The organism is Celeribacter marinus (assembly GCF_001308265.1).
GTDB classification, from domain to species: Bacteria; Pseudomonadota; Alphaproteobacteria; order Rhodobacterales; family Rhodobacteraceae; genus Celeribacter; species Celeribacter marinus.
In genome coordinates, this window is record NZ_CP012023.1 from 1,788,993 (window position 1) to 1,806,918 (window position 17,926).

The 17,926-nt window shown below is 51.5% G+C and carries 18 protein-coding genes and 1 tRNA gene; 9 read left to right on the forward strand and 10 right to left on the reverse strand.

What is annotated here, in order from left to right; all coding sequences use genetic code 11:
* Positions 1-47 precede the first annotated feature (47 nt).
* Positions 48-1,967, reverse strand: coding sequence for a molecular chaperone DnaK (dnaK, locus tag IMCC12053_RS08865; protein ID WP_062218251.1), 1,920 nt, complete (start codon positions 1,965-1,967; stop codon positions 48-50).
* 244 nt (positions 1,968-2,211) lie between these two features.
* On the opposite strand from dnaK, the gene IMCC12053_RS08870 reads away from it, so the two are divergent.
* A complete protein-coding gene (locus tag IMCC12053_RS08870; RefSeq protein ID WP_417903497.1) occupies positions 2,212-2,790 on the forward strand; it encodes an alpha-ketoglutarate-dependent dioxygenase AlkB in 579 nt (192 codons plus the stop codon).
* A gap of 6 nt (positions 2,791-2,796) precedes the next feature.
* Here IMCC12053_RS08870 and IMCC12053_RS08875 read toward each other — a convergent pair whose 3' ends face one another.
* A complete protein-coding gene (locus IMCC12053_RS08875) occupies positions 2,797-3,615 on the reverse strand; it encodes an ABC transporter permease (RefSeq protein WP_062221109.1) in 819 nt (272 codons plus the stop codon).
* A gap of 172 nt (positions 3,616-3,787) precedes the next feature.
* On the opposite strand from IMCC12053_RS08875, the gene cysQ reads away from it, so the two are divergent.
* From cysQ to IMCC12053_RS08915, 8 genes are all read left to right on the forward strand, one after another.
* Positions 3,788-4,561: a 3'(2'),5'-bisphosphate nucleotidase CysQ gene (cysQ, locus tag IMCC12053_RS08880; protein ID WP_417903498.1), complete on the forward strand. Its 774-nt coding sequence runs from the start codon at positions 3,788-3,790 to the stop codon at positions 4,559-4,561.
* Entirely contained in the window at positions 4,558-5,358 is an 801-nt protein-coding gene (gene kdsB / locus IMCC12053_RS08885; RefSeq protein ID WP_062218262.1) for a 3-deoxy-manno-octulosonate cytidylyltransferase, read from the forward strand. Before cysQ ends, kdsB begins: the two co-directional genes overlap by 4 nt.
* Before the next feature lie 189 nt (positions 5,359-5,547).
* A complete protein-coding gene (locus IMCC12053_RS08890; protein WP_062218266.1) occupies positions 5,548-6,444 on the forward strand; it encodes a UTP--glucose-1-phosphate uridylyltransferase in 897 nt (298 codons plus the stop codon).
* Between the two features lie 8 nt (positions 6,445-6,452).
* On the forward strand, positions 6,453-7,439 hold the full coding sequence (gene galE, locus IMCC12053_RS08895) for a UDP-glucose 4-epimerase GalE (protein ID WP_062218269.1): 987 nt from the start codon (positions 6,453-6,455) through the stop codon (positions 7,437-7,439).
* A 48-nt stretch (positions 7,440-7,487) separates the two neighbouring features.
* Positions 7,488-8,519 (forward strand): glycosyltransferase family 2 protein, encoded by a 1,032-nt coding sequence (locus IMCC12053_RS08900; protein WP_062218272.1) that lies wholly within the window; start codon positions 7,488-7,490, stop codon positions 8,517-8,519.
* Between the two features lie 136 nt (positions 8,520-8,655).
* On the forward strand, positions 8,656-9,642 hold the full coding sequence (locus tag IMCC12053_RS08905; RefSeq protein WP_062218275.1) for a glycosyltransferase family 2 protein: 987 nt from the start codon (positions 8,656-8,658) through the stop codon (positions 9,640-9,642).
* Positions 9,639-11,336: a DUF5927 domain-containing protein gene (locus tag IMCC12053_RS08910; protein WP_062218278.1), complete on the forward strand. Its 1,698-nt coding sequence runs from the start codon at positions 9,639-9,641 to the stop codon at positions 11,334-11,336. The genes IMCC12053_RS08905 and IMCC12053_RS08910 overlap by 4 nt, the downstream gene beginning before the upstream one ends.
* 7 nt (positions 11,337-11,343) lie before the next feature.
* Entirely contained in the window at positions 11,344-12,771 is a 1,428-nt protein-coding gene (locus IMCC12053_RS08915; protein WP_062218281.1) for a sulfotransferase family 2 domain-containing protein, read from the forward strand.
* A gap of 4 nt (positions 12,772-12,775) precedes the next feature.
* On the opposite strand, the gene IMCC12053_RS08920 is transcribed toward IMCC12053_RS08915, so the two are convergent.
* The 8 genes from IMCC12053_RS08920 to IMCC12053_RS08955 form a co-directional block, all read right to left on the reverse strand.
* On the reverse strand, positions 12,776-13,240 hold the full coding sequence (locus tag IMCC12053_RS08920; RefSeq protein ID WP_062218284.1) for a PTS sugar transporter subunit IIA: 465 nt from the start codon (positions 13,238-13,240) through the stop codon (positions 12,776-12,778).
* A gap of 47 nt (positions 13,241-13,287) precedes the next feature.
* On the reverse strand, positions 13,288-13,863 hold the full coding sequence (hpf, locus tag IMCC12053_RS08925) for a ribosome hibernation-promoting factor, HPF/YfiA family (RefSeq protein ID WP_062218286.1): 576 nt from the start codon (positions 13,861-13,863) through the stop codon (positions 13,288-13,290).
* Positions 13,864-14,108: 245 nt separating this feature from the next.
* Positions 14,109-14,840, reverse strand: a complete 732-nt coding sequence (lptB, locus tag IMCC12053_RS08930; protein ID WP_062218289.1) for an LPS export ABC transporter ATP-binding protein — start codon at positions 14,838-14,840, stop codon at positions 14,109-14,111.
* Positions 14,837-15,337, reverse strand: a complete 501-nt coding sequence (lptA, locus tag IMCC12053_RS08935) for a lipopolysaccharide transport periplasmic protein LptA (RefSeq protein WP_062218292.1) — start codon at positions 15,335-15,337, stop codon at positions 14,837-14,839. The genes lptB and lptA overlap by 4 nt, the downstream gene beginning before the upstream one ends.
* Positions 15,334-15,954 (reverse strand): hypothetical protein, encoded by a 621-nt coding sequence (locus IMCC12053_RS08940; protein ID WP_074906386.1) that lies wholly within the window; start codon positions 15,952-15,954, stop codon positions 15,334-15,336. The genes lptA and IMCC12053_RS08940 overlap by 4 nt, the downstream gene beginning before the upstream one ends.
* A 9-nt stretch (positions 15,955-15,963) precedes the next feature.
* On the reverse strand, positions 15,964-16,926 hold the full coding sequence (locus IMCC12053_RS08945) for a KpsF/GutQ family sugar-phosphate isomerase (RefSeq protein WP_062218299.1): 963 nt from the start codon (positions 16,924-16,926) through the stop codon (positions 15,964-15,966).
* A gap of 12 nt (positions 16,927-16,938) precedes the next feature.
* Positions 16,939-17,553 (reverse strand): ribonuclease D, encoded by a 615-nt coding sequence (locus IMCC12053_RS08950; protein WP_062221112.1) that lies wholly within the window; start codon positions 17,551-17,553, stop codon positions 16,939-16,941.
* A 244-nt stretch (positions 17,554-17,797) separates the two neighbouring features.
* A tRNA-Leu gene (locus IMCC12053_RS08955) sits at positions 17,798-17,883 on the reverse strand.
* Positions 17,884-17,926: the final 43 nt, after the last annotated feature.

Here is a 17,926-nt window from a genome sequence, read left to right on the forward strand (position 1 = left end):
TGGCCGGCCTGCACAAGACAGGCCGGCCGATCGGACCCAATCAACGTTTATGAACGCTTGTTGTCGTCCAGATCTTCGAAATCAGCATCGACAATATCATCGTCAACGCCAGATGGGCCATCGTCACTCATGTCCATGTCGCCATCACCAGATGCCTCTTGGCTAGACTTGTAGATCGCCTCACCAAGTTTCATCGCAGCTTCGGTTACGTTTTGAACACCAGAGCGAATTTTGCCTGCATCTTCGGTTTCCAACTGATCTTTCAGCGCCACAATCGCGAGCTCGATAGCTTCGATAGTGGTTGGATCGACCTTGGCGCCATGCTCTTCCATCGACTTTTCGGTCGAGTGGATGAGGCTCTCGGCCTGGTTTTTGGCTTCGACGAGCTCTTTGCGCTCTTTGTCTGCTTCCGCGTTTGCTTCGGCGTCTTTCACCATTTGATCGATATCGGCGTCAGATAGGCCACCCGATGCTTGGATCGTAATCCGCTGCTCTTTGCCTGTGCCTTTGTCTTTAGCGCCCACTTCGACGATGCCATCGGCATTGATGTCAAAGGTGACTTCAATCTGAGGCAAACCGCGTGGAGCAGGTGGAAGACCCTCAAGGTTGAATTGACCCAACATCTTGTTGTCGGCTGCCATTTCACGCTCACCTTGGAAGACGCGCAATGTCACGGCCGACTGGTTGTCTTCTGCGGTCGAGAAGACCTGAGACTTTTTCGTCGGGATCGTTGTGTTGCGGTCGATCAAGCGTGTGAATACACCGCCGAGTGTTTCGATGCCGAGCGACAATGGAGTGACGTCGAGCAAAAGCACGTCTTTGACATCGCCTTGTAGTACGCCCGCTTGAATGGCGGCACCCATGGCTACAACTTCGTCAGGGTTCACACCCTTGTGTGGCTCTTTGCCAAAGAACTTTGTCACTTCTTCGATCACTTTTGGCATACGTGTCATGCCGCCAACGAGAACGATCTCGTCGATGTCGGATGTGGACAGGCCTGCGTCTTTCAATGCAGCTTGGCATGGCTTGATCGAGTTCTTAATCAAGTCACCAACGAGGCTTTCAAGTTTTGCGCGCGTCAATTTGACGACGAGGTGCAAAGGTGTGCCTGTCGCAGGATCCATAGAGATAAACGGTTGGTTGATCTCGGTCTGTGTGGATGACGACAGTTCGATCTTTGCTTTTTCAGCCGCCTCTTTGAGACGCTGCAACGCCATCTTGTCTTTGGTTAGGTCGACGCCGTGTTCTTTTTTAAACTCGCTCGCAAAATAGCTGACGATACGCATGTCGAAATCTTCACCGCCGAGGAAGGTGTCGCCGTTGGTTGCTTGTACTTCAAACACGCCGTCGCCAAGCTCAAGGATGGTGACGTCGAATGTACCGCCGCCAAGGTCATAGACCGCGATGGTTTTGGTGTCCTCTTTGTCGAGACCATAGGCCAACGCCGCCGCTGTGGGCTCGTTGATGATCCGCAAAACTTCGAGGCCGGCAATTTTGCCAGCGTCTTTAGTCGCTTGGCGTTGCGCATCGTTGAAGTAGGCCGGAACTGTAATAACCGCCTGTGTCACTTCTTCGCCGAGGTAAGACTCAGCTGTTTCTTTCATCTTGCCGAGAATGAATGCAGAGATTTGCGATGGCGAATACTTGTCGCCTTTAACGCTTACCCAGGCATCACCATTGCCGCCATCGACAATCTCGTAAGGAACAAGGTTCTTGTCCTTTTCCACTTCGGCGTCACCTGCGCGGCGGCCGATAAGGCGCTTTACGGCGAAAACTGTATTTTCGGGGTTGGTCACAGCTTGGCGTTTTGCGGCTTGGCCGACAAGGCGCTCATTGTCTGTGAAGCCGACGATAGACGGCGTTGTGCGCGCGCCTTCTGAATTCTCGATGACACGCGGCTGTGAACCGTCCATGATTGCGACGCAGGAGTTTGTGGTCCCGAGGTCGATACCGATGACTTTAGCCATACCTTTAAGTCCTCTTCTTGGCGATGTTTTGACGTTGGGCCCATTCAGGCACCCGCCATCAATCCCAGTGTTGAATGTTTAAGACCGGATTGAACCGATCAGTGCTTCGATGCGTATATAGGGATGCGTTTTGGCCCCTGCAAGTTGTGTGAGGCCCCTAAAAAGGTGAAAATTGCAGTCATTGACGAAGGAACCTACTTTAATGACCAAAAAATATGACATCACACCACTCGATTTAAAGAGCATGCAGGTGTTCAAGGGGCTGATTCACACGTCGCTTCAGTCTGAAATTGTTTCTGATTTGCGTGATGTCGTCCGTGAGGCACCTGTATTTTCGCCTATGACGCCGTATGGCAAGCCTATGTCGGTAAGAATGACCTCGGCCGGTCGGTTCGGTTGGGTGTCGGATCGGCATGGTTACCGGTACAGCGAGACTCACCCTGACGGCGCACCGTGGCCGCTCATTCCTGAACGAATTTTAAATATTTGGGACACTGTCGCACCTTTGGCGCGAAAGCCCGAATGCTGCTTGGTCAATTTTTATGGCGAAGATGCTAAAATGGGTATGCATCAAGATCGGGATGAAAGTGATTTTGAACAACCCGTTGTGTCAATTTCGCTCGGTGATGAGGCGCTTTTTCGGGTCGGGAATGCAACCCGGGGCGGCAAGACGGAGAGTATTTGGCTTCAGTCGGGAGATGTCGTTGTTATGAGCGGCGCGGCGAGGTTGCTCTATCACGGAATTGACCGTGTGAAATATGGTTCAAGCCAACTGTTGCCTAAGTCGGGGCGCATTAATTTGACGATGCGGGTGGTAACGTAAGGCACGTTACCGAGCTGACCAACTTGCCGAGGCGCGTTTTCGAGTGAAAAACTCAGCCAAAAGCCCAATGGTAAGGAAGACCAATGAAAACATGAGCGGATAGAGTGGTGAACTATAGTGAGGATTGTAGTTCACAAAGGTGTATCCGCGGGCTTGGTCGATTGTGTGAAATAACGGATTCCATTTGAAAAACGCCAGCATGAACCCCGGCATTGCGTTTGCAAGAAACATCTTGCCGGATGTGAACATATTTGCCCGAGTGTAAAGGGTTTGAACGACACGCACGAATTCAGGCGCCCAAGGTTTGGCCGCGAGCACAACAGTGCCGATAGCCGCACCAGAGAACCAAGCCATCATGAACATCGCAAATGCACCAGGCAGATATTGGAATTCTACCCCACCCCATCCGAGCTGATACACAGTCAAAATGACTGCAACTGACAAGAATTGTATGTATAGCGCGCTGAGGGCGGCAGACGTGATCGAAATCGCCGTGTTCATTGGGGCGTGCTGCATCATTGGAGAGGTGCCTGATTCCGCGCTCGCGACGTCTCCCAATGTCTTGTTGTGGGTTAGGAATAGAAAAATCCCTGACATGATAAATAAAATGAAATCACCGCGCACCGAGTTGCGGCTAATGCCTAAGATACTCATCATAAAGGAAAATACAGCGACAAGAATGATTGCCTGTGAAATGTTGGTGATCAGACCAATCAATGGGCTACCGTGAGATTTTCGGACGTGCCGCACCGTATTGTGAAAAATGAGCCGCAGAATATTGAATGCTGCCGAAAATCCGTTTTGTTGCGATGAGTATTTGAACACGTCAAAATTCCTACACAGGATGTCAAAAATGGCTGACTTGCCGATTGACCTTTGGTGAAGCATAAGATGCGAAAGTTGCATAATCAATTAAGCGGCATCAAGATACACCGCATTTACAGGGCATCCGCCTTTTAAGGAGAGACCATTGGATTTTGAAACACTTATTCCACTTATGCGCAGTCTTGCACTTGAGGCAGGTGACAAAATTATGGAGATCTACAATTCCGATGATTTTGAAGTGAGATCAAAATCGGATGATAGCCCCGTGACGATTGCGGACGAGGCGGCGGACGCCATTATTTCTGCGGGCTTGCGCGCGTCCTTTCCCGAAGTGACGCTGATTACCGAAGAACAAGCGCAGTCGCATGCGCTTAAGGCCGATACGTTTCTTATCGTTGACCCGCTTGATGGCACCAAAGAATTCATCAATAGGCGCGGCGATTTCACGGTTAATATTGCGTATGTGGAAAACGGTGTGCCAACGCGCGGCGTGGTATATGCGCCAGCAAAAAACAGACTGTTCATCACTGATGTAGACGGGAAATCCGTTGAAGAGGTCGGTCCATTTGCACGTGACATTGCGGGCGTTCAAAATAAGATATCCGTGAAAGTTCCAGACAACTCAGCGTTGCTTGTGGTCGCCTCTAAATCTCACCGCGATCAGGCGACCGAGGATTACATTAATAAATATAATGTGGCGGACAGCAAATCCGCGGGCTCTTCCCTAAAATTTTGCCTCGTCGCGACTGGCGAAGCGGATCTTTATCCGCGCGTTGGGCGCACGATGGAGTGGGATACCGCCGCGGGTCATGCCGTTTTGATTGGTGCGGGGGGGGATGTCGTACGCTTCGATACGCATGAGTCCTTGACCTACGGCAAAGAGGATTACGCCAATCCGTTCTTTATTGCTTACGCACCAGGTGTGGAGTTGAAATCAGCACAATGAAAACGCTTCTCGTTATACCCGCCCGCTATGCCTCGTCACGTTACCCCGGAAAGCCTCTTGTCGAGCTTGCGGGAAAGGGCGGCGTAAAGAAATCACTGATCCAACGGAGTTGGGAAGCGGCGCAATCGGTAAATGGCATTGACCGTGTTGTCGTGGCCACTGACGATAGTCGTATCCGCGATGCAGCCGAGGCGTTTGGTGCCGAGGTGGTGATGACCTCGTCCACTTGCGTCAACGGTACAGAACGTTGTGCAGAGGCCCACACGGCACTTGGGGATGCGTATGACGTAGTGATCAACCTGCAAGGTGATGCGCCCCTCACCCCGCATTGGTTTGTCGAAACACTGGTGGACGATATTAAGTCGGACGAGGGTGCGTCGATGACGACCCCAGTTTTGCAATGTGACGGGCGCGCCCTAAACGGATTTTTGGAGGATCGTAAGGCGGGTCGCGTTGGCGGGACAACGGCCGTGTTTGATGTGGACAAATACGCGCTTTATTTTTCCAAGGAAGTCATCCCGTACACCAATGCAGATTATGCGAATGATGACCCGACACCGGTATTTCATCATGTAGGCGTTTATGCTTACAAGGCCGAGGCATTGCGCAACTATCTTTCATGGCCGGAAGGTCCGCTTGAGCGTCTTGAAGGTCTGGAACAGTTGCGGTTCATTGAAAACGGGCATCGGATCAAGTGTGTGAAGGTGCAATCACGCGGGCGTCAGTTTTGGGAGTTGAACAATCCGTCTGATGTCGAGCGCGTTGAATCGATGCTGCGCGATAATAATATGGAGTGAAATGGTCGGCAGATTAAGTTTCGCCTAAATTAATAGCTCTGTGCCATAATTTTGAACGAGCATGGATGTAAGGTCACAATCGAACTATTTCGGGGCCTAATTGTCAGGTCCATACTGACACCTTAGCTTTTCCCGTTTAGATGTGGGACGATTTTTTTGATTACGCCGTTATTTGGCGAAGGAGCAGTGATGAACCGCAAGGTAACAAAAGCCATATTTCCAGTGGCTGGACTTGGAACCCGTTTTCTTCCCGCAACAAAGTCCGTGCCAAAAGAGATTATGACTCTCGTTGATCGGCCTCTCATTCAATATGCGATTGATGAGGCACGCGCGGCTGGGATCAAGGAGTTCATTTTTGTTACCTCTCGCGGCAAAGGCGCATTGGAAGACTACTTTGATCACGCGCCGATTCTGGAGCAAGAGCTGCGTAAAAAGGGTAAAGACGACCTTTTGGCGATCCTTAAAAACACAAATATGGATAGCGGTGAAATTGCCTACATCCGCCAACATAGGGCGCTTGGTCTTGGGCATGCTGTGTGGTGCGCCCGCCGTCTTTTGGGACCAAAAGAACCGTTTGCTGTAATTTTGCCCGATGATGTTATTGCGGCTGAAAAGCCCTGTCTTCAGCAAATGATGGAGGCCCACGCCGAACTTGGCGGGTCCATGGTTGCCGCGATGGAAGTTCCTCAGGATAAAGCGTCATCCTACGGCGTTTTGGATTTTGATGGTGAACAAGGGTCCGCTGTGTCTGTGAAGGGCATGGTTGAAAAGCCTCCGGCAGGCGAGGAGCCATCCAATCTTGCCGTGATTGGCCGCTATATTTTGTCTCCGGACGTGATGCGCAACCTAAATAAGAAAAAGGCGGGTTCTGGCGGAGAGATTCAATTGACCGATGCGATTGCCGATGAAATCGCTGAGGGGCGCAACGTCTATGGTTATAAGTTCGAGGGACAGCGTTTTGATTGCGGCTCCAAGGCTGGTTTCTTGCAGGCGACGATTTCGTTTGGCCTATCGCGCCCTGAACTTCGCGATGACCTCCAAGAGTTTCTTGACGGTTTATCGTCCATGCGCGCTGCAGCACAATAAGTGAAGAAATGACGCAACATGTTATCGTAACAGGTGGGGCGGGCTATATTGGCTCGCATGCCTGCAAGGCCCTTCGTGCGGCCGGATTTATTCCGGTAACTGTGGATAATCTATCCACTGGCTGGGAGGACGCGGTCAAGTTCGGCCCATTTGAGCGGTGCGATTTGTTGGACCGTGACAACCTTGACGCGGTTTTTTCCAAATATAGCCCTGTTGCGGTTATGCATTTTGCGGCTTTCTCTCAGGTGGGAGAAAGCATGCACGATCCTGCAAAATATTGGCGCAACAACGTTATTGGGTCGTTGACGTTGGTAGAGGCAGCGGTCGCAGCCAATTGCCTCAATTTTGTATTCTCATCGACATGTGCGACTTATGGCGATCAAGACAACGTTGTTTTAGATGAGAATAGCGTTCAACTTCCGATCAACTCCTATGGCGCGTCCAAGAAAGCCGTTGAGGATATCCTTGGTAACTTTCAGCAAGCATTTGGGCTTGATCACGTTATCTTTCGCTACTTCAATGTGGCGGGTGGTGATCCCGATGGTGAGGTTGGCGAGTTCCATCAGCCCGAGACGCATTTGATTCCGCTCATGCTTGATGCAATTTCTGGAAAACGTGATGCGTTGACCATCTTTGGCACTGATTATGAAACGCCTGACGGGACATGTGTGCGTGACTATGTCCATGTCTGCGATCTCGTTGATGCGCATGTTTTGGGTCTGAAATGGTTGCTTGAAGGTAAAGGCAGCCGCGTGTTCAATCTTGGCACCGGTGACGGATTCTCTGTTCGTGAAGTGATTGATCATTCGCGTGCAGTTACCAACAAAGAGGTGCCATACGTAGAAGGAGCGCGCCGCGCTGGGGATTGTACAAAACTGGTTTCAGGGTCAGAGCGGGCCGTGACGGAGTTGGGTTGGGCCCCGATGCGATCTAATCTTGGCGAGATGATTGCAGATGCGTGGCGATGGCACCAAACTGGCCACTATGAAAAGTGATTTGAATACGCATAAAATGTTCCCTAACGGACGGTGAGGGGTACAGCTATGGGGCATTATTTTCAGGCCTATATGATGCGGCAGTTGCGGCGTCATTTGATTTGGAGGTCGTTTCGATCGCGCCGCCAACTGACCGCGATTACGAACCGAACGTCCGTCATTGGAGATGACGCAATTCTTGCAGTTAGCGTGGTTCGAAATGAGGCGCAGCGTCTGCCCTATTTTCTCGACTACTACCGAGATCTTGGGGTCACTCATTTTCTGATTGTTGATAACGATAGCGACGATGGCACGACTGCGCTCTTGGCGCAAATGCGTGACGTATCTCTTTGGGAGACGAAGGCGAGCTACAAGGCATCCCGCTTTGGTTTGGATTGGGCTAACTGGCTTTTGATGCGGTATTGCAATGACAAGTGGTGCCTGACGGTCGATGCGGATGAACTTTTTGTTTATCCAGACGTTCAGGCCCGTAAGTTGCCGGATTTGTGTCGCTTTTTAGATCAAACGGGAACACCAGCGATGGGTGCGTTGATGTTGGACCTGTATCCTCAGGGTCCGATCGGCGCAGTGCGCTACACGGCCGGCCAAGACCCAAGAGACGTTTTGACCCATTTTGATCCAACACCTTACCGCGCCACGCGACAGCAGCCTCGGGGGAACTTGTGGTTGCAGGGCGGTGCACGCGAACGCGTCTTTTTTGCGGATACCCCGGAGAAGGGACCAACTTTAAATAAATTGCCTTTAGTGAGATGGAATTGGCGCTATGCCTACATTAACTCCACTCATTCCCTTTTGCCGCCATCGTTGAATGCCCTCTATGACGGGCCATCCGATCCCCGACTTACAGGTGTTTTACTGCACACGAAATTTTTGCCAAATGTCATTGAGAAGTCTCGTGAGGAAAAGAACAGAAACCAACACTTTCGGGACCCATCTGCGTTTCAGGGCTACTATGACTCAATCGTCGACAGTCCTGATTTGATGGGGGATATTTCGGTACCCTATGAGGGGGTAGATCAACTAGAATCTCTTGACCTTATGTCGCGTGGTGCTTGGGGATGTGGTGACTCTGCGCGCTAGTGTAAACAATCAACGCAATGTGCCCTAATTGTTTACCAATCACGACTAAAAGCGTAGTCTGCATAGATAGAAGCGATGGGTAAACGTATCGCTAGTGGGAACAGTTGGTCGATTGAGCAGGTTTGGTAGATATCGCATGCGCTGGCGGCGCAAAAAGGTCTTGTTCAAGGCTATTCGCGCACGTCATGATTTGACCTGCGTCGCTGACCGGACGTCCCAAATTCGGCCCCATGATATTCTTGTCGTTGTGACACTACGCAACGAGTGCATCCGTCTTCCGTATTTTCTACAATACTATCGCGATCTTGGTGTGTCGCACTTTCTTATCATCGATAATGATAGCGATGATGGGTCGGGTGCTTATCTCAAGTCACAAAATGACGTCTCACTTTGGCATACACAGGCCAGTTATAAACGAGCAGATTTTGGTGTGCGTTGGATGAACTGGCTCGCGCGCAAGTATTGCCATGGGCATTGGACCCTGACCGTGGATGTCGATGAGTTTTTTGTTTATCCATTTTGCGATACGCGCCCCATACCGGCTCTCACAGATTGGCTCGATAACTCTGGTCTCAAGAGTTTCTCGGCGATGATGATTGATATGTATCCTAAGGGAAGCGTCGACGCGGTGGCGTATCGTGCCGGCCAAAACCCCATGGAAATCGCCGAATGGTTCGATAGCGGAAACTATACGATTTCGACCAATCCGGACTATTTCAACTTGTGGATTCAAGGCGGTCCACGGGCACGCCGTTTCTTTAAAGATGACCCAGAAAACGCACCTTCGATGAACAAAATTCCCTTGGTGAAATGGGATAGAAAATTTGCGTATATTCAATCAACTCACATGCTTTTGCCGCGTGGGCTAAACTTGGTGTACGATACTGACGGTGGTGAAAAAGCGTCTGGGGCGTTGCTTCATGCCAAATTCATAAGCACCCTGCGCGCGAAGACAGAAGAAGAGTTGCAGCGACAAGAGCACTACGCCAGCGGCCGCGAGTACGTAGCCTATCACAAAAATCTAGAAGAAGATCCGGACCTGTGGTGCAATTGGTCTGAGAAATATATTAATTGGCGGCAACTTGAGATTCTTGGGCTGATGTCTAAGGGGAATTGGGCATGACGGTCGGCTTTGTTATGCTGGTTCACACAGCGCTGGACCGCGCCGAACAAGTGGCACGTCATTGGGCGGACCAAGGGTGCCCTGTCGTGGTCCATGTGGACAAACGCGTGGCGGCGGCAGCTTATCAAGCATTTGTTGAAAGCCTGTCCGATTTAGACAATGTGTTGTTTTCGAAGCGACACAGTTGTGATTGGGGTACGTGGTCATTGGTTGCGGCATCTCAAAATGCGTCTGAACTTATGCTTGACCGGTTTGATGATGTTCAGCATGTCTATCTTGCCTCCGGATCCTGTTTGCCGTTGAGACCCGTAGCCGATTTGAAAGCGTATCTATCGGCGCGCCCGACGACAAACTTTATCGAGAGCGTGACGACGGAAGACGTGCCGTGGACGGTTGGTGGGCTGGATTCCGAACGGTTTACCCTGCGGTTTCCATTTTCATGGAAGAAAAATCGGCGCTTGTTCGACGCGTATGTCCGTTTGCAACGCCGCGTTGGCTTTAGACGTAAGCGACCGACAAATGTCGTTCCGCACCTTGGGTCGCAATGGTGGTGCTTGTCCCGTGACACCCTGTCCAAGATATTGAATGATCCAGAACGCCAAGTGTATGACAGGTATTTTAAACGCGTTTGGATTCCTGACGAGAGCTATTACCAGTCCCTTGTGCGCCTGTATTCTACCGATGTGGAAAGCCGATCCCTCACGCTGTCAAAGTTCGATTATCAGGGCAAACCGCACATTTTTTATGATGATCACTTACAGCTATTGCGGCGCTCGGATTGTTTCGTTGCACGGAAAATCTGGCCTAAAGCCGATCGAATCTACGACACTTTCTTGAATACCAGTCACAATCCGATGCAGGGTGCCGAGCCAAACCCAGGAAAAATTGACCGCATTTTTTCAAAGGCCGTTGATCGGCGTGTGAATGGCCGTGAGGGGCTGTATATGCAAAGCCGCATGCCTCATGCGGGCAAGGAGCGTGGTAAAACATGTGCGCAATACTCGGTGTTCGAGGGGTTTTCGGAACTGTTTGAGGATTTCGACGAATGGTTGTCGCGCGCGGTCGGTGCGCGGGTTCATGGCCATTTGTACGCGCCGGAGGGCGCTCAGTTCGCAGGCGGGCAGCCCGTTTTTGCAGGTGCGCTATCCAACAATCCCAAGCTGCGTGATTACGATGCGTGTGGGTTTCTTACATCGTTGATTTGGAATACGCGCGGCGAACGCCAGTGTTTCAGCTTTGGGCCACGAGACAATCAAGAAATCAGTTGGTTGATTGCGACAGACCCAAATGCTCAAATTTCGGCAATTTCTGGAGCATGGGCTATGACGTTGTTCCGCTCCAACATGGAGTTTGCGACCGTTCGGGCCGAGGCTGCGCGCCTTCAGCGGATTGAGGCAGAACACTTGGAAATTCTGCGGTCACGTCATGTAAAGGCGCGCATTCGAATCTGGACAATGGCGGACTTTATCGAGAGCCGAACCGAGATTTTACAAACGATTATCGACGAAATTGGTCCCAAAAATTTACGGCGTTTGACAGAAACCCCGCGTTTGCGTGACTTGACCGGCTTCACCCAGTTTCTTCAAGATCTCAAGAATAAAGGGATGAGTCCGTATCTTGTCGGGGATTTCCCAACGACATCTGACGCCAACCAGCCACAGCGCGAAAGCAAGCGTCCCTACCTCATAAAGTGAACCTGATATGTCCAACCAGTTTGATTATTTTGTAATTTTGGCAGAGATGCGCACGGGATCAAATTTCCTCGAAGCGACCGTAAATTCCTACCCTGGGCTCACATGTTGGGGGGAGGCCTACAATCCTGCGTTTGTCGGAAAAGCAAATTCGGACAAGATGTGTGGTGTGTCCAAGGCGCAGCGCGAACAGAATCCCAACACTTTGTTAGAGGCGATGAAATCTAATACCGAGGGGCTTGCGGGGTTTCGGTTCTTTCACAACCACGATCCGCGGATGTTCAATCACTTTATGGATGATCCCAAATGCGCAAAGATCATTCTGACGCGAAATCCGCTTGAGAGCTATGTCTCAAAGAAAATAGCCGATCAGACGGGCCAGTGGCGTTTGGGTGATTTGAAAGATGCGCGAACGGCAAAAGTCACCTTTGAAAAGCGCGAATTCGAAACCATGCTCGATGCCATAAAAACGTTTCAGGTAGAGTTGCAGCGGCGTCTTCAGGTTTCGGGGCAAACCGGATTTTATATCAACTATGAAGATATCAAGGATATCGAGGTTGTGAATGGATTGGCGCGGTTCTTGGGTGTGGATGTTGAGCAACACACAACATCGCAACAAACAAAGGTACAGAACCCGTCCCAACTTAAGGACAAGGTGAATAACTTTGCCCAAATGGTTACTGAGCTGTCGGATGTTGACCATTTCAATCTCGCGAGCACGCCCAATTTTGAACCGCGCCGTGGTCCGGCGGTTCCAAGCTATGTCGCAGCGGCGCATGCTCCGCTGTTGTATCTGCCCGTCCGGTCCGGCCCTGAGGCAACGGTTCGCGATTGGATGTGTGCGTTAGATAGCGTTGAGCAATCAGATTTAACAATTGGATTTTCGCAAAAGACGCTCCGCCAATGGAAGCGCCGCGCGAAAGAACACCGCAGCTTCACCGTGATCTCCCACCCTGTTGCGCGGCTACATCGTGCCTTTTGCACCCACATTGTGTCGACGGGCGAAGAGAGTTTCGGTGAGATTCGCGACGTTCTACGAACCACATATAAAGTCGATGTTCCTGCCGATGGTGTCACGGACGGGTATTCTAAAGATCAACACAAAGCGGCATTCTTGGCGTTCATCGACTTTGTGAAAGGGAACTTGAACGCCCAAACGTCTGTACGTGTGGACCCGTCGTGGGCCTCTCAATCTGAAATTATCAAAGGGTTTTCAGAGTTTTCGATGCCCGACATGATTGTTCGCGAAGAGACATTGGAGCGCGATCTCACATGTTTGGCAAGAGCTGTAGGCATCGACCCGATACTGCCCCTTAACCCTATCGAAGACGACAAGCCATTTTCGCTTGCCGCGATCTATGATGAGGACATCGAGCAGGCCGTAAAACAGGCCTATCAACGCGATTATATGATGTTCGGGTTTCGCGCGTTCAGGTGACCGTTTAGGCGGCTTTTGACGTGGGTCCGGCGGAAAGGATGGCGTGTAGCGTTGCTGTGTCTGTATTGGCGCGTAGTTTTGCGCAAATGTCGCGGTCGCGCATTGTGCGTGAAACAAGGGCCAGTGCTTTGAGGTGCTCAACGCCGGAATTTGCAGGCGCAAACAATGCGAAAATGAGATCGACAGGTTGGCGGTCAACCGCGTCAAAATCCATGGGTGTGTCCAAGCGCACAAAGACACCAACCACACTGCTCAGTCCATGAATTCGCGCATGCGGCAACGCCACACCATGACCTACGCCCGTTGGCCCAAGGCTTTCGCGTTCTTGGAGCGCATCAATCGCATCCCCAAGGCATATACCGTAGGTGGCGTAGGCAAGATCGCCAAGATCCTGAAATAGGCGTTTTTTGCTGCTCATCTTTCCAACGATCTTGATCGCCTTCGGATTCAACAATTCGGTGATTTCCATAGAAGTTCTTACCCGCCCTTCCCGACCGGTGAGGCGGGTAAGGGTCCTTAAGTCACATTGCTTGGGTCAATCCAGCCGATGTTGCCATCGGTACGGCGATAAACCACATTAAGTCCGGTCTTTCCTTCATTTTTGAACACCAAAGCGTTCGAGCCAGAAATCTCCATTTGCATCACCGCTTCACCGACCGAGAGTGTTGGAATTTTTGCTTCCATCTCGGCGATAATCATCGGCTGCAAGGATTCGGGTTCCTGCTCGTCTTCGTGTTCAGACGCGGCGAGGATATAACTCGAAGCCCCGAAGAGTTCAACCGGCTCCGAACGTTGCGCGTGGTGGTCTTTCAGGCGGCGCTTGTAGCGGCGCAATTGCTTTTCCATTTTCGCGGCAGACGCGTCAAAGGCAGCGTAGATTTCATGGGCACTCGCACGTGCCTGTGTGGTTAGGCCAGTGGACAGGTGCACAATGATTTCACAGTTGAATTCAGCCCCGCTTTTGGAAAAAATCACGTTCGCATCGGTGGGTCGTTCGGCATATTTGCTCATGACCTCACTAAGCTCACTTTTCACGTGAACTTGGAGTGCTGTGCCGATGTCGATTTGTTTGCCGCTGATCTGGTATCTCATGTGATACTTCCTTTTGTTATTGGGAGCCCGAGGTGACAGGTGTCTGTACGTCACAACGTTTTCCGGCTCGGTTAGTTTTGCGTAGCGGATATGATGCATATGTGAGGTCTGGCCCGAGCAATTTGCGGGGCCGACATTGCGCCATCGGATGTGCCATCATCTGGGCGCGGATCGAGATACGATCTTGTTGCATCATGTATATTTGGCGGCAGATGCACCCTGTTTGTCAACTGTCCTAGATCAAACTAGATACGAAAATTTTCACCGAGGTAAACATCTCTAACAAGTTGGTTGGCTACGATCTCTTCGGTTGTGCCAGACATTAGAACCTGTCCGTCATGCAAAATGTACGCGCGGTCGATAATGCCCAAGGTTTCTTGAACGTTATGATCTGTAATTAGGACGCCGATGTTGCGACTTTTCAACTCCATAACCAGTGCCCGAATTTCGCCCACTGCGATTGGATCAACGCCCGCAAATGGTTCGTCCAAGAGCACGTAGGCAGGGCTAGACGCAAGACAGCGCGCAATCTCAACGCGCCGCCGCTCCCCGCCTGACAGTGAAAGTGCAGGCGCGCGGCGTAAGTGCGATATTGAAAACTCGGACAACAAGTCTTCGAGGCGTTCACGCCGTATGAGCGGATCACTTTCGGCAACCTCCAAGATCGCGAGAATGTTGTCTTCGACAGTCAGGCCGCGAAAAATAGATGCTTCTTGCGGGAGATAACCAATCCCCATGCGCGCGCGACGATACATTGGCAGAGTGGTGATGTCGGTTCCGTCGACAATGACCTGTCCCGCCTCTGGCATGACCAGTCCCGCGATAGAGTAAAAGCATGTGGTTTTACCGGATCCGTTGGGGCCGAGCAGAGCCACCACTTCGCCACGCTTAAGCTCAAGTGAGACATCGCGAATAACGGTTCTTTTGCGATACCCCTTGCGCAGGTTTCGTATGATCAGAGAATTGTCACCACTCATTTGACCCGTCCGGGCTGCAAGATGGTTTTTACGCGGCCATCAATCAGGCCTGTTCCAGTCTCAAGGTCAATCGTCATTTTGTCGCCTGAAATGGCATTGGAGCCTTGGGTGAGCAGGACGCTGCCTGCCAAAATGACTTCTCCGGAATTAAGGTCGTAGCGCGCCGAATTGGCTTCTACCGCCTCGCCGCCATTTGTTAGGGTCACGCCGTTTGAGGCATCCAAAATTGCAATGTTTCCTGAGTCGTCAGAGCTATAGATGACTTCCACATGACCGGCAGTGAGGCGCATACTTCCTTGGCCAATAACAACATTGCCTGCAAATGTCGCTTTTCCGCTAGCTTGGTCGACGGACAATTGATCCGCTGTGATCTCGACCGGAAGATTGGAGTCATGTTTTAAGCCGCTAAAAGCGACCGCAGTTTCTTGCGCTGTAACAGCCTGACCTGCGAGTAACAGTGCGCAGGTGAACGCATACGCGACAATGGATTTGATCACTGACGGTCTCCTCTTTCTTTCGGTTCGTATATCAGCTTAACCCCATCCTTGAAAACAAGAAGGTATGCCCCTGATTGCGCGTCTTGAGACAGGATCATACGTCCGGCATCGAGTGTGCCGATTGGGCCAGTAGCATTAACATGCCCCGAGCTTTCAATGCGCGCCATGTCCAACATCGCCGCAATGCGTTGGGTCGATACCAGGTAGCCGGTTGATGTCTGGATTTCGACCTGTCCAGACAACTCCGCAATTTTGCTTTTGCCATCGATCACCGCGTTGTCTGCGACCAAGTCGATGGACCCACTGTTTGGCATCCGTAGCCCGCCGGTGATTGTTGTTGAGTTTATAGCCGATGATCCCGACAAATCTGGCCGAACGGTCTTCGCCGATAGATAGAGCTTCGAGCCATCACGCGTAACCGTTGAAAATGCAGGTCCGTCAATACGTTGCTCGCGGGCGAGGGCTTCGATGTCAACTTGTGCAAATGGCAAAGATGGTTCGTACTCACGGCCGCGCGCGAACAAAAAGAGTGTCGCAAGTAATCCCAAACTCACGAGTGGCAAAACAACTTTCGCCAGCGCCACGATCCGGGAGTGTTTGTTACTGTATCGCGCCATGTCTGTGATCTACACAACGCCAGCCCGAAGACAGTCTTGGATCTTCAGTATTCCGCATGGGGGGGCGTTTTCCGCTTCGCTGCGTACAAACAAGCATGTAATTGCCCGCTCGTCCATGCGCGCAACGGCTTTTTCGGCCAGCGCGTCTTGGCAAATCGTGAGCGGCCCCGCTGTCATAATGTCGCCTGCACGTTGGCCTAGCACTGTGGATATGTTGCGGCGTAAATCTCCGTCGGTAATAATCCCGATGAGCGCCCCTGTTTCGTCCGTAACGCCAGCAACCCCGAATCCTTTGGCTGAAATGACCGCGATCACATCCGTCATTGGCGTGTCAGAAGATACCAGAGGCATGTCGACATGCATTAAATCGCGCACTTTGGTGAGGCGCGCGCCAAGCTTACCACCTGGGTGAAAGACGCGAAAATGGTCAGCGGTAAATTTGCGATGATCCATCAGAGCAAGCGCAAGAGCGTCCCCAAGAGCCAGCGTCATGGTTGTCGAGGTCGTCGGCACAATACCTTTATCACAGGCTTCTTCGGCTTTGGGCAGGGTTAGCGCGACATCGCAGGCACGCATCAATGAACTGTCCGGATTTGATGCAATGGCGATCATGTTGATCTTGAACCGTCGGGTGAAAGCGATGAGGTCGGCCAATTCCGGCGTTTCGCCCGAGTTCGACAAAACCAAAACAACGTCATCGCGTCCAATCATGCCCAAATCACCATGACTGGCCTCAGCGGGATGAACGAAATGCGATGGGGTGCCCGTAGAGGCAAATGTGGCCGCGATTTTCTTGGCGATGTGGCCGGATTTTCCCATACCCGTAACGATTGTGCGCCCCTTGGCGTCCAGAATCATTTGCGCGGCTTGAGTAAAACTATCCCCAAGAGACGCGGATAAAAGGCGTAGCGCATCGGCTTCTCTGTCGATGACGCGATGGGCGGTTTTTAAAAATTGTTCAGCTTGGGTCATAAGCCTACCTCGCTATTGGTGCGAAAAAATATCCGTGTCTTGCCATCCGAGAATATCGAGCTTGGCGCGGGTTGGAAGAAAATCGAAACAATTTTGTGCGATTTCGGTCCGCCCCTCACGGTCTAGCATCGCGTCCAGCTTTTCTTTCAGGCTGTGCAGGTGGAGCACGTCAGAGGCCGCATAGTCGAGTTGCGCGGCCTTTAGGTCTTTTGCGCCCCAATCGCTCATTTGTTGGTATTTGGAAATATCAACTTTCAAAAGCTGGTCGATCAGGTTTTTTAAGCCGTGGCGGTCGGTGTAAGTCCGGACCAGCTTTGACGCGATTTTGGTGCAATACACGGGAGCAGCCAACGCGCCAAACGCATGGAACATCGCGGCAATGTCAAAGCGGCCGTAGTGAAAGAGCTTCAAGGTTTTTGGATCCTCTAGTAGGCGACACAAGTTTGGCGCTTTGGATTGTCCCTTTGCAATCTGAACGAGATGAGCGTTGCCGTTCCCGTCACACAACTGCACGAGGCAAAGCCGATCGCGATGAGGGTTGAGTCCCATTGTTTCGCAATCAATTGCTACAACAGACCCAAGGCTGAGGTCATCAGGAAGATCGTTCTTGTACAGAAAGTTCGTCACAATCGGCTCCATGAAAATTTGTATCTCACCGTGACATACGCATTCCGGTCCGACCCGACAAGTTTCATGGGGCTATAGATCCGAGAAGTGCGGCGTTTCGGCTGTTCACAGAAGTTCGAAATGCTTGGGCGAGTCACGCGTCCACTATACCGCGATGGGGGCGGCGGTGAACGTGGCACGTGTGTCCCAAGAAGAGCCCAGTCTTCGCGCACCATCAAATATTTCAGAAATACACATCAAAAATTGGTGCCCAGAAGAGGACTCGAACCTCCACGTCCTTGCGGACACTAGCACCTGAAGCTAGCGCGTCTACCATTCCGCCATCTGGGCACGATGTCGTGATGGAGCGATGTAAGGGGCGATTGGGTCGGTG